6 protein-coding genes are annotated in these 12972 nt (G+C 56.3%); 4 read left to right on the forward strand and 2 right to left on the reverse strand.

Annotation, left to right across the window (positions count from 1 at the left end):
• Nucleotides 1–14 precede the first annotated feature (14 nt).
• The 3 genes from BLS30_RS10130 to BLS30_RS10140 all read left to right on the forward strand — a co-directional run bounded on the left by BLS30_RS10130 (nt 15) and on the right by BLS30_RS10140 (nt 6592).
• On the forward strand, nt 15–1766 hold the full coding sequence (locus BLS30_RS10130; RefSeq protein WP_170832451.1) for an NAD(P)H-dependent oxidoreductase subunit E: 1752 nt from the start codon (nt 15–17) through the stop codon (nt 1764–1766).
• A gap of 63 nt (nt 1767–1829) precedes the next feature.
• Nucleotides 1830–4610 carry a formate dehydrogenase subunit alpha gene (gene fdhF / locus BLS30_RS10135; protein ID WP_046479283.1) on the forward strand — a complete coding sequence of 927 codons (2781 nt, stop codon included), beginning with the start codon at nt 1830–1832 and terminating at the stop codon, nt 4608–4610.
• Nucleotides 4611–4750: 140 nt separating this feature from the next.
• Nucleotides 4751–6592, forward strand: a complete 1842-nt coding sequence (locus BLS30_RS10140; protein ID WP_052744024.1) for an isocitrate dehydrogenase kinase/phosphatase AceK regulatory subunit — start codon at nt 4751–4753, stop codon at nt 6590–6592.
• A gap of 53 nt (nt 6593–6645) precedes the next feature.
• On the opposite strand, the gene BLS30_RS10145 is transcribed toward BLS30_RS10140, so the two are convergent.
• Nucleotides 6646–9366 carry a bifunctional diguanylate cyclase/phosphodiesterase gene (locus BLS30_RS10145; RefSeq protein WP_090228464.1) on the reverse strand — a complete coding sequence of 907 codons (2721 nt, stop codon included), beginning with the start codon at nt 9364–9366 and terminating at the stop codon, nt 6646–6648.
• Between the two features lie 653 nt (nt 9367–10019).
• Between BLS30_RS10145 and BLS30_RS10155 the strand changes: the two genes are divergently transcribed.
• Nucleotides 10020–11144, forward strand: coding sequence for a GGDEF domain-containing protein (locus tag BLS30_RS10155; protein WP_090228466.1), 1125 nt, complete (start codon nt 10020–10022; stop codon nt 11142–11144).
• A gap of 111 nt (nt 11145–11255) precedes the next feature.
• Here BLS30_RS10155 and BLS30_RS10160 read toward each other — a convergent pair whose 3' ends face one another.
• Nucleotides 11256–12932 carry a formate--tetrahydrofolate ligase gene (locus BLS30_RS10160; RefSeq protein WP_046478303.1) on the reverse strand — a complete coding sequence of 559 codons (1677 nt, stop codon included), beginning with the start codon at nt 12930–12932 and terminating at the stop codon, nt 11256–11258.
• Nucleotides 12933–12972 lie beyond the last annotated feature (40 nt).

Consider the following 12972-nt stretch of genomic DNA (forward strand, 5'->3'; position numbering starts at 1 on the left):
AAAACATGAACGATATGACAATAAAAGGCGGTCACGGCAATGGCGGTGGCGGCGGACGTAAGAAGCCAATTCACCCCGGCGCAGGACGTCGCAACGCTCTGTTGCATCCAAAAGGCCGTGTTCTCACGCCCGAGGAACTCGCGACGGTAAAGGGGCTGATTGGCGAAGGACCGTATGAGCGGCCGCTTCTTATCGAATATCTCCACAAAATTCAGGATGCCGAGGGCTGCCTGCCTGCCGGCCTTCTCCAGGGGCTAGCAGAACTCATGCGCGTCCCCATGGCAGAGGTTTATGAGGTTGCAACGTTCTACGCGCATTTTGACGTCGTCCCGGATGATGCTGAGCGTCCCCCGGCCGTAACCGTCCGCGTCTGCGACAGCCTCTCCTGCATGATGGCCGGTGCTGAACAGCTTATCGAAGCGCTTCAGTCCAAGGACGCACCAAATGTGCGCATCCTCCGCGCCCCGTGCGTTGGCTCCTGCCATACGGCACCGGTTGCACACGTCGGCCACCACCACGTCGACCACGCTACGCCCACGAAGGTGATGGAACTCGCGACCGGAGGCCATACGCATCCTGAGGTTCCCGCCTATCAAACACTCGAACAATATGTTTCCGAAGGTGGTTATGAGGTCTTGAAGGCCTGCCTCTCCGGCAAGCACACAGTCGAGGACGTTATCGCAACACTCTCTGATGGTGGGCTGCGCGGCCTCGGTGGCGCGGGCTTCCCAACCGGACGCAAGTGGACGTTGGTTCGGGCTGAGAAGGGTCCGCGGCTCATGGCCGTCAACGGCGATGAAGGCGAACCCGGAACCTTTAAAGATCGGCACTATCTCGAGACGCGTCCGCACCAGTTCCTCGAAGGTATGCTGATCGCGGCTTGGGCAGTAGAGGCCGAGGAAGTCTTCATCTACATGCGCGATGAGTATCAAGCTGTGCTTGAAATTCTGCGGGCTGAACTTCCCAAACTGCAGGCTGCGAACCTGGCTCCGCATACCAAGATCAACCTACGCCGCGGCGCTGGCGCTTATATTTGCGGCGAAGAAAGCGCCATGATCGAATCGATCGAAGGCAAGCGAGGGCTACCTCGTCATCGCCCACCTTACGTTGCTCAGGTCGGCATCTTCAATCGTCCGACGCTCGTCAACAACATTGAGACGCTCTACTGGATCCCCCAAATCATCGAAAAAGGTGCGGGGTGGTTCGAGAACCAGGGCACCAACGGCGCGAAGGGCTTCCGGTCCTATTCCGTTTCCGGTCACGTCGCGAACCCCGGCGTCATCCTGGCTCCAGCCGGCTCGACAGCCAACGACTTGGTGCGTTTGTGCGGCGGCATGAAAGAAGGTCACACCTTCAAGGGCTACCTGCCGGGCGGCGCATCGGGCGGCATTCTGCCCGTGTCGATGGCGGATATTCCGCTCGACTTCGGCCAGCTCGAAAAGCATGGCTGCTTCGTTGGCTCGCACGCGGTTGTTATCCTGTCGGATAAGGACGATATGAAAGCTGTGGCCTTGAACCTCATGAAATTCTTTGAGGACGAGAGCTGCGGCCAGTGTACGCCGTGTCGTAACGGCACAGAGAAGGCGGTCCAATTGATGAGCCGGCCCAGCTGGGACAAAGAACTTCTCGATGATCTCGCGCAAGTGATGCGCGATGCGTCTATCTGCGGCTTGGGGCAAGCGGCATCGAACCCGCTGACCAGCGTCATTAAATTCTTCCCGGACGACATCGTTTCAGGCAGCCCCGCGGCGCCAGAACGGGACTAACGCAAGGGATAAGCAGCCGTCGCAATACGGCGAAACCAACTCCATTACGTGCTGAGATAGATCATGACCGATAAGATCACCTTTGAGCTCGATGGTAAGACCGTCGAGGCCGCGCCTGGCGAAACGATTTGGCAAGTCGCCAAACGCCACGGCACCTCAATTCCCCACCTTTGCTGGCTGCCGGAGCCAGGCTACCGCGCTGACGGCAACTGCCGCGCCTGCATGGTAGAAGTCGAGGGCGAGCGCGTTCTCACGGCGTCCTGCCAACGCAAAGTCGCCGATGGCATGAAGGTGAAGACCGCTTCCGAACGGGCGAAGAAAAGCCGGGAAATGGTCTTCGAACTGCTCATCGCCGACCAGCCTGCGAAAGAAGAAAGCCACGACCCATCGTCCAAATTCTGGAACTGGGTCGGCCAGATGGACATCGCCACGACGAGCCGCTTCCCAGGCGCAGCCGGCCCTGTCGCGGACAACACGCACTCAGCGATCTCGGTCCATCTCGACGCATGCATCAATTGCGGTCTTTGCGTCCGCGCTTGCCGCGAAGTCCAGATGAACGACGTCATCGGCATGGCCTACCGCGGCCACCACTCGAAGGTCGTTTTCGATTTCGACTCCGGAATGGGTGAATCAACGTGCGTTGCGTGCGGAGAGTGCGTCCAGGCTTGCCCGACCGGCGCTCTGATGGAAGCCAACCTGCTCGATGATGCAGGCAAACGCGTCGCTTACGAAGACCACTCCGTCGATACGCTCTGCCCGTTCTGCGGCGTTGGCTGCCAAACCACCGCACACGTCAAGGACGACAAGATCCTCTACGTGGACGGCCGCAACGGCCCGGCGAACGAAAACCGCCTATGCGTTAAGGGGCGGTTCGGCTTCGATTACATCAGTCACCCAGACCGTCTGATGAAGCCGCTTATCCGTCGCGAAGGCGTCGCTAAAGACCCCAACATGCAGTTGCGTCCTGAAGACTTCGCAAAGGTCTTCCGCGAAGCAACTTGGGAAGAGGCTCTTGAGAAAGCCGCCCAGGGCCTTGTCAAAATTCGCGAAGAGAAGGGTGGTAACGCCATTGCCGGCTTCGGCTCGGCCAAAGGCTCAAACGAGGAAGCCTATCTCTTCCAGAAGTTTATCCGCCAGGGCTTCGGGACCAATAACGTCGATCACTGCACGCGTCTCTGCCACGCATCATCAGTGGCAGCGCTCATGGAAAGCGTGAGCTCCGGCGCTGTTACGGCTCCGTTCACGGCAGCTGGTGACAGCGACTGCATGATCGTCATCGGCGCCCGTCCCGCCCAAAACCACCCCGTCGCCGCCACCTATTTGAAGAACGCAGCCGCACGCGGTGCAAAGCTCATCATTATGGACCCTCGCGGTCATAATGGTACGCTCGCACGTCACGCCTCGCACATGCTGCAGTTCAAGGGCGGCTCCGACGTCGCGCTCCTGAACGCTATGCTGAACGTGATCGTCACCGAAGGCTTGGTCGACGTTCAGTACGTTCAGGCACACACGGAAGGTTACCAGGCTCTCGAAAAGAAAATTCAGGAATTCACACCTGAAAAGATGGAGTCCGTTTGCGGAATCCCCGCCGAGACAATTCGCGAAGTTGCCCGCCTTTACGCAACGTCGCAGCGCTCCATCATCTTCTGGGGCATGGGGGTTTCACAACACACCCACGGAACAGACAATGCCCGTTGCCTGATCTCGCTGGCACTTGTGACCGGTCAGATCGGCCGCCCAGGTACCGGCCTTCATCCTCTCCGTGGCCAGAACAACGTCCAAGGTGCTTCCGACGCGGGTCTCATTCCGATGGTCTTCCCGGACTACGTCTCTGTGACTGATCCGGCGACACGCTCGAAATATGAAAAGCTTTGGGGAGCAGAACTCAATCCCAAGCCCGGTCTCACTGTCGTTGAAATCATGCACGCCATCCACGATGGCAAAATCAACGGCATGTATATCATGGGCGAGAACCCCGCCATGTCGGACCCTGACGTCCAGCATGCACGCGAAGCATTGACTGAGCTCGACCATCTCGTAGTTCAGGATATCTTCCTCACTGAAACAGCGTGGCATGCCGATGTCGTACTCCCGGCTTCCGCTCACGCCGAAAAGCTCGGTACGTTCACAAACACCAACCGCCAGGTTCAGCTTGGCCGCCCCGTCGTGCCGCTCCCGGGCGAAGCACGTCAGGACTGGGAACTCCTTCAAGAACTAGCTCAGCGCGTTGGACTGAATTGGGATTACGCCGGCGTCAACGAAGTGTTCGACGAAATGGCATCTGTCATGCCGTCGTTGGACAACATCACGTGGGAACGCGTCGAGCGTGAGGGCTCAGTCACGTATCCTTGTGATTCGCCCGACAAGCCGGGCAACGAGATCATCTTCGCATCATCGTTCCCGACCAAGTCCGGTCGCGCGAAGATTACGCCTGCCGACCTTCTCCCACCCGATGAGGTGCCGGATGACGAATATCCGCTGATCCTTACCACAGGCCGCTTGCTGGAGCATTGGCACACCGGCTCGATGACGCGGCGCGCAGCCACGCTCGATAGCCTGGAGCCGGAAGCTATCGCAAGCCTCAATCCGCGCGAACTCGCACGGCAAGGCCTGCAGCCGGGTGATGAAGTCGAAGTTTCGACACGGCGCGGCACAATCACTCTCAAAGCCCGTATGGATCGCGACGTTCCCGAAGGGATGGTCTTCATTCCATTCTGCTTTGCAGAGGCTGCCGCAAACATGCTGACGAACCCGAAACTTGACCCAATGGGCAAGATTCCGGAGTTCAAATACTGCGCAGCCAAGGTTGAGAAAGTTCGCGCACGCGTTGAGGCTGCGGAATAATCAGCTAAGATTGCGAACAGGCACCGACCTGTTCGCAAATTCAATGCGGCAGCCCGGCTGGGCTGCCGCATTTTTTATTTGAGCGCTTTTTTGTATTCCTCATCTGGCTACGTCGCGCCCCAACCGATAAGGACACAGCAATGACGGTCGCGTTTCAGGCCAGCTCATCCCCCGCATCTTTCATCCCGGTTGAGGAAGTCGCTCGCGACGCGCTCAGCGCACTACCCGAAGCCACAACACGAGAAGCTCAGGCGAGCCACATCGCCAATGCTATCCTGGCCGTCTTCGACAACTATTACGTCCGCTCGCGTCACATCCCCTATCTTGCCAAGGAAGCGTTCGAGACGCGTAATTGGCCGGAAACGACCAACCTGAGCCGTGAGCGTCTCGACATTTACGGGCGCAATCTCGACGCGTTGATTCCACTGCTAAAGCAATCGTGGCCCCAGTTCGCTGACGAACGCGGTTTTTGGGTTGAGGTTGAAGCGCAATATCTCACTCAAATTCGCGAGCGCTATGAAGCCGATCTTGCCTTTGCCTTCCTACGTTCCACGCGCCGCCTCATGCGGCAAGGTGAATGGGCGCCAGTCTCATATTTTGCCGGCAGGCAGAAAGAGATCGTTCCTCATGACAACGGCCCCACTGCCATACGTACGTTCACCTGTATTTGGCCCGTTAAAAACGAAACGGTAATTGATCTGCTGCAGGTGCCGGGCTTCAACGCGCCTTTCCGTGACATTGTCGATGACGCTCGGCTAATCGCAATGCGCATAAACGAGACACTGGAAGCCGCCACAAACAGCGACATTTCAGGCGCATCAATCACGATCGAAATGATCGATGGCGGCTTTTTCCGAAATCGTGGTGCTTATCTCGTTGGTCGCATAAAGCAACCATCTGGGCCCGACATTCCATTAGCCCTCGCATTGCTCAATGAGAAGGACGGCATATATGTCGATGCCGTCCTGTTCGAGGCTGATCGACTGCATTACGTCTTCTCTTCTGCGCTCGCCAACTTTCACGTTACCGCGGAAGCGTACCATCAGCTTGCGCACTTCCTCCATTCCGTCATGCCGAAGCGGCCCTTGGGCCTCCATTATTCGACGATCGGCTTCAATCACGTCGGCAAGGTCGCCGTCATGCGCGAGCTTCAAGCCGAACACAACACCGCCACCGAACAGCTCGATTTTGCGTTAGGTTTTCGCGGCACCGTGGCCATCGGTTTTTCAACGCCATCCTCGCGGTACGTCTTGAAGGTAATTCGGGATCAGCCCGCCGAGGGCTATAAGTGGGATACCTTTCCCGGCGTCGATGCCATACTTCAGAAATACCGGGCGGTACACGAGACCGATCGTGCGGGCTCCATGCTGGACAACATAATCTACGATAATGTCCGCTTGGACCGCGAATGGTTCACGCCGCAGCTGTTGCAGGAATTCGCCAACGCTGCGCCGGACAGCGTCAAGATTCTCCACCGCTATGTGCTATTCCGTCATTTGATCGTTCAAATGAAACTTACGCCCGTTCCCGAGTTTCTGAAAAAGGCATCTCCCACGGAAGCCAAAGCCGCCATACGCGAACTCGGCACTTGTATCGCGAATAATGCTGCGGCCAACATCTTCAACAAGGATCTCGACGCCCGCAATTATGGCGTCAGCCGAATTGGCCGCGTTTATCTATTCGACTACGATGCGGTGGAACCCCTCACAGGCATCAAAGTCCGCACAAACCTCGATCGTATCGAAGGCGAAGAGGACATCCCCGATTGGTTTTTCGAAAAAGGTACCATCTTCCTACCTGAGGAGATGCTGGTTGGACTTCGCGTCGACGACCCTGATCTGCGTCGCGCTTTTCGCGAAATCAATGGGGAACTAATGACAACAGCCTATTGGGAGGGGATGCAGCGCGCGCTCAACGCCGGTCTCGTACCAAAAGTGCGCGCTTATCCGACGCACATGCGCTTGCGCGCTTCTCGACACTAATCGCTCACCCAGAAGGCTGTGTCAGAGAGCAATCACGGGGCCATCGTCTCTCGTCAGGCGTAAATTTTCCCCGCCCCCAAATCATCGCTCGACGGCGTATAAGCTGTAGCGGAGCCAGCAAAAATCATATCAACCGGCACTGGGCGCCCCAGCAGGTAGCCCTGCACCTTACTGCAGCCGATGCTCCTCAGGAGCGTGAACTGCTCTTCCGTCTCGACCCCTTCCGCCGTAACGTCCATACCGATAGCGTGCGCTAGTTCGACAATCGCTTTGACGATTGCAAGGCCACGGCCATTGTCAGTGACGCCGCTGGTAAAGCTCTTATCGATCTTCACCGTATCAAACGGATATTCCTTCAGATAACTCAGGGATGAGTAACCCATACCGAAGTCGTCGACAGCGATCCGCACACCGGCATGCCGTAACGCCAAAAGATTATGCTGCGTAATCGCATCATCCCTGAGCACAACAGCTTCCGTAATCTCAATCTGAGCGCGATCAGGCTCCAGTCCGCCTTCCTGCAAAAGCTTCAGAATGCGCTCGACAAAATCGTTATGGCGCAACTGCACCGGCGAGATGTTAATCGAAAGAAATGCATTCTCCGGGGCGCGCCGCATAGCCTGACAGGCTTGCCGGAATAATTGTCGTCCGATTGGACCAATAAGCCCCGTCTCCTCCGCAGCATCAATGAACTCGCCAGGCATCACCAGTCCTTTCGACGGATGATGCCACCGCGCCAATGCTTCGTACCCCACGGCGCGGCCATCATGTGTGTTAACAATCGGCTGGAAATAGGGCTCAAACTGATTCTCGATGGCCGCCGTCCGTAGTTCTGTTTCCAAAAGGCGCCGCTGCTTGACTTGCAGCATCATCTGCTGCGCGAAGATCCGATAAGCGTTACGTCCTTCCGCCTTCGCGCGATAAAGCGCAACGTCCGCGTCCTGCATAAGTACTTCCGGCGCGAGATCCGTGGAATGTGCAAGCGCAATACCGATACTGACCCCAATAACCAGTTCATGGCTGGCGACAAGATAGGGCTGAGACACTTCTTGTATAAGCCGGGCCGCAAGTTTGCTCGCGTCCTTAACGGCCTGGAGATCTTTGGCGATAACAGCAAATTCATCGCCACCGAGACGCGCAACAACATCTCCCTCGCGGCAGGTTCGCTTGATACGCTCCGCAACCTCGATCAAGAGCTTATCGCCGACCGGATGCCCGAGACTATCGTTGACTGATTTGAAATGGTCGAGGTCCAGCAACAGCAGCGCGAAGTTCCGATCCTCAGACGCAACCATCGATTCCAATTCGCGGAGCAAGCGCGGACGATTGGCCAGAGATGTCAACGAATCTGAAAGTGCCAACAGTTCGATCTGCCGGTCCTTCTTACGCTTCTCAGTGATGTCATCATGCGTAAATACCCAGCCACCGGTATTCATACGCTGACGCGTCACCAAAATGGATCGGCCATCCACAAGGTCATACACGCAACGGTTTGAAGGCTCCTCATCGAGACGCCCCCAATAGGTTGGCTCGGAAACACCGCCTTCGTCCCCATTCCGCACCGCCCAGAATCCGTTATCGACGCAAAGTATCACAACTTCTTTGAAACTTGCCTCCCGATCGCGAAGCTCAAACGGGAGATCGTACATTTTCAAAAAGTTGTCATTACAGACGACAAGATTTCCGCTACCATCGAACATACAAAGACCAATGCTCAGGTGTTCTGACATAGCCTGGAATCGATCATTGTTCACGGCGAGCGTAGAGTTTATGAGCCGATTGTTTTGCTCGACCAATACAAGAGATTGAAAGGCCGCATTGGAACGCAATTGAAGCATTGCGATCAGAATCGCCGCCAATGAAAGTAGTCCCGTCGCAATCGCGCCAATGCTGATTAAGCGCCGCTCTTCAAGACGATAAGAGGCAAGGTAGTCGTTCTTGCTGAGGCCAACCACCACTCGCAAGGGATATCCCATCACTGGTGCCACATCGATCATCTTCTCGGATGACATGAGAGTACGATGCACCGTGGGTCTGTCAGGTGGCGATGCTAGCAATCTCCTCCAGACCGGCGAATCCAACTTCCGGCCTATCGCCTTGCCGTCTTCGCCCACCTTTGCTCGGACGATACCGTCCGTGCCGACAAGCATAATAACCGCATCATCACCCAGCCTCACGGAACCATACATTTCCGATAAAATCGCGGGATCAACCGCTGCAGTCGCGATCCCTCCTAAGAACCCGCTAGGCCCATTGATCCGGCGAGTCAGGAACAAAGACCACCGATATGTGAGCTTTGAAATTACCGGAACGCCAATGTGCAATCCGGATGCCGGATTGTCTAAATGGACTCGAATATGCGGCCGGCCACTCAAATCAATGAGTGGCGTATCCGTTCCTAAAAGCGAGGTCGCAACAAGCTGCCCCCTTGGATTCACAAGGGAGAGTCGCTCAACAGGTCGAGATTGTGGCCCCAGGCCGTACTTTGATCTCTCAATCCTGAGACTATCGATACCTGATGCAAGATCCGCTTCTACGTCATTTTTTAAGGAACGGAGCATCGTGTCTGCTTGACCGAACGTGCTCGCGGCGTGTTCGGCAAAGATCATCGCCACGTTGTGCAAGTGGCGGGCTTCCGCAGCAATCTGCGACTCTCTGGTATTCTTCAGAATAAGCGCAATACCAATCCAGCACAGGCCGACAAGCGCAATGCAGAGCAATGACGGTACGTACCACGCCACAGAAAGTTTATTTTCTTCTCTTACGCGCACCATTTTGTCACTCTGCAGAAACGACCAGCAGCATAAGCTACATAGAGTGATGAAAATTTCTCTTAAGTTAGGAGGCGGGCAGATTATATTTGCGCCATTTCGACGAAAGCCAGCAACCTGAGCTGCCCAATTTACATCGAACACACGATGCCTGGATTGCCCTGGGCACACGGCAAATTAAATAAAAAGCCAATGCCAGAATTAAGAATTAGGTATTTTTTGAAGTTTGCGACAGCGAGCAAGCGATGAACAAACGTCATCATATAATCGTCAAAGCAGACCGCCGTACGGGTGAATGGATCGAAGGAACGATCGAGTACACTGGCCTCGTAGACTTGCATGAGCACATGCGGAGAACGGATTCTTCCGGCTCATTTCACACAATGCATTATTTAACAAAAGACATTGCAGGAAAAATATTCACCGACACAGGAGTGGATTTAAATAATGAAATAGACGTCGCCGTAACGATACGGCGCGCCGACAAAAATTAGGTCGCAGGAAGATGGTTCGTATACAGAAATAAATTGGCCTGATTACTTTTTAGCCATATGCCTGAAATCTCAAGAGCTTCTTGGTTACCAGCCTTTAACCATATCTATGTATACACGCATTATTTATAGTATATAGCTATCCTCAAATCGGAGATATATTGATTGACCGTACGCTTTTGCAATCCCCTGCCGCTGCTTGTGTCGGGAGCGATATTTTTAGCTATTTTATGGGCGTCTCTCCTTTTGTCTCCGGGCTGGCTTCCGGTGAGTGTGAACGCCTTGACGTTTGGATTGTTATCGCCAGCGATCTGGGAGATATCCAACAGCGTTGGTCAGACACAGACGATCCGCTATGTCGAAAGCCCGAACTCTCTTGTTTTTATCCTGAGCTTGTTCGCGCTTAGCGGCGCGGGGCTTTACTTCGCTACAAAGCGCTACTTGGGTAACGCAGAAGAGGGAAACCGTCCGGAGCTCTCAGCAAGCCAGCGTGAACTCGCAAAAGACATTCGCGCCGAGGGCCTGCGTCTGGATGAAGAACTCGTCCAGAATATAAAGTGGATCCAGACATTCTTGCGCGCGAACGAAGAATTCTCAAGGTCGCTGAAAGACGCGCGCACCAAGCTCGAACGCTCCAAATCTGCCAACAAGACCGACGTCGTAATCACTTTTCTGCTCGCCAAGAATTCTCTGATGCAGAAAGAGTCTGCCGACCTCAAGCAACGCCTCACCACCTCCCAGCAACAGATCGAAGAACTCCGCGCGAAGCTCGCGCATGCTTTGGATCAGGGCATGCGTGACCCCTTGACCGAGCTTGGAAATCGCCGACGCTTCGATATCACTTTGGCCCAGGAAGCTGCACAAGCGCAGGCCAAGGGCTCAAAACTTTCTCTCGTGATCTGCGATCTGGATCATTTCAAGCATATCAACGATAAATTCGGCCATCAGGTCGGAGACAGCGTGCTTCAACTATTCGCTTCGCTGCTCGTTAAAAATATTAAGGGCCGCGATACGGCAATTCGCTATGGCGGCGAAGAGTTTGCTTTAATCCTCCCCGAGACGGGTATTGAGGGGGCTAAACACGTGACCGAAAATATTCGTTCCGATTTGGAGGCAAGCAGCTGGCGGGTAACAACCACCCGGCAACCCATCGGCAAAATCACGGCATCATTCGGTCTCGCCGAACTGAAAACCGATGAAGACATCCAACAGCTCATCAAACGCGCCGACCGACATCTCTACATCGCAAAAGAAAGCGGGAGAAATCGGGTCGAGCACAACGGCGCCTGAACAAAGCATGTTTCGTAAAGGAAAAACCGGCTTCAAGAAAATCGTTAAAGCCGGTCACAATTGATAGAGCTCGGAGGAAGAGGCGCTGCTGCGCCCCTCCCCGGCTTTGGGTTAGCTCAGGTTCTCGATATGGCCCTGATCATTGAGGCGGATGGCTTCCGCTGAGGGCACGCTCGGCAGGCCGGGCATGCGCATGATGTCACCCGCGACCGCGACGATGAATTCCGCACCCGCCGCCAGGATCACTTCACGCACGGGCACTTCGTGGCCCGTTGGCGCACCGCGCAGGTTGGGATCGGTCGAGAACGAGTACTGGGTCTTGGCCACGCAGATCGGCAGATGGCCGTAACCGGCGTCCTGCAGATCCTTGAACTGCGCCTTGACCGACGCCGAGGCGGTAATGCCCGAAGCCCGGTAAATTTCCGTGGCGATGGTGTTCATCTTGTCCCACAGCGGCATGTCGTCGGGGTAAAGCGGCTTGAAGTCCGCCTGGCCCGAATCCGCCAGCTCCGCGACGTAGCGGGCCAGGTCCTCGATACCGGCGCCGCCGTTTGCCCAGTGCGAGCACAGGAACGCCTTGGCGCCGACCGATTCAGCCGCTTCCCGGACCGCATCGATTTCCGCATCCGTGTCCGTGATGAACTGGTTGATGGCAACCACCGGCGGCAGACCGAACTTGCGCATGTTTTCGATGTGACGCTTGAGGTTCTCGCAACCCTTCGCGACCGCCGCGACGTTCTCGCCCTTGAGATCGTTCTTGGCGACGCCGCCATGCATCTTCATGGCGCGCACCGTCGTCACGATGACGGCGGCATCCGGCTTCAGACCGGCCATGCGGCACTTGATGTCGAGGAACTTCTCAGCGCCGAGGTCCGCGCCGAAGCCGGCTTCGGTCACGACATAGTCGGCGAGCTTCAAGGCCGTCTTGGTGGCCAGCACCGAGTTGCAGCCGTGCGCGATGTTGGCGAACGGACCGCCGTGGATGAACACGGGGTTGTTCTCTAAGGTCTGCACCAGGTTCGGCATCAGCGCGTCCTTGAGCAGCACGGTCATAGCGCCGTCCGCCTTCAGATCCCGCGCCAGCACCGCCTTCTTGTCGCGCGTATAGCCGACGACGATGTTGCCGAGGCGGCGCTGCAGATCTTTGAGGTCGCTGGCAAGGCACAGGATCGCCATCACTTCCGAGGCCACCGTGATGTCGAAGCCGTCCTGACGCGGGAAGCCGTTGGAAACGCCACCGAGCGAGTTGACGATCGAGCGCAGCGCCCGGTCGTTCATGTCGATGACGCGGCGCCAGGTGATGCGGCGCTCGTCAAGGCCGAGCTTGTTGCCCCAGTAGATGTGGTTGTCGATCATCGCGGCGAGCAGGTTGTTCGCCGACGTGATGGCGTGGAAGTCGCCGGTGAAATGCAGGTTGATGTCTTCCATCGGCACGACCTGGGCATAGCCGCCGCCGGCCGCGCCACCCTTCACGCCGAAGCAGGGCCCGAGTGAGGGTTCGCGCAGGCAGCTCATCGCCTTCTTGCCGATGCGGTTCAGACCATCGCCCAGACCGACCGTCGTCGTCGTCTTGCCTTCGCCAGCCGGCGTTGGCGAAATCGCAGTCACCAGAATGAGCTTGCCATCGGGGCGATCTTTGACGCTGTTGATGAACTCGGCCGAGATCTTCGCCTTGTAAGGTCCGTAGTTGAGCAGCGCGTCACCCGGCACCGCGATCTTCTCGCCCACCTGAGAGATCGGCTTCATCTTGGCTTCGCGTGCGATCTCAATGTCTGACTTGACGGTCATGCGTTGTCTTCCTCCGCCGCCTAGCGGCTTTTTTTGTTAA

This window comes from Filomicrobium insigne (assembly GCF_900104305.1).
GTDB lineage: Bacteria > Pseudomonadota > Alphaproteobacteria > Rhizobiales > Hyphomicrobiaceae > Filomicrobium > Filomicrobium insigne.

What these genes read in the sequence shown, in the direction of transcription:
- fdhF (WP_046479283.1), top strand. Translation starts at nt 1,830, where the DNA reads ATGACCGATAAGATCACCTTTGAGCTCGATGGTAAGACCGTCGAGGCC.
- BLS30_RS10140 (WP_052744024.1), top strand. Translation starts at nt 4,751, where the DNA reads ATGACGGTCGCGTTTCAGGCCAGCTCATCCCCCGCATCTTTCATCCCG.
- BLS30_RS10160 (WP_046478303.1), bottom strand. Translation starts at nt 12,932, where the DNA reads ATGACCGTCAAGTCAGACATTGAGATCGCACGCGAAGCCAAGATGAAG.
- BLS30_RS10145 (WP_090228464.1), bottom strand. Translation starts at nt 9,366, where the DNA reads ATGGTGCGCGTAAGAGAAGAAAATAAACTTTCTGTGGCGTGGTACGTA.
- BLS30_RS10130 (WP_170832451.1), top strand. Translation starts at nt 15, where the DNA reads ATGACAATAAAAGGCGGTCACGGCAATGGCGGTGGCGGCGGACGTAAG.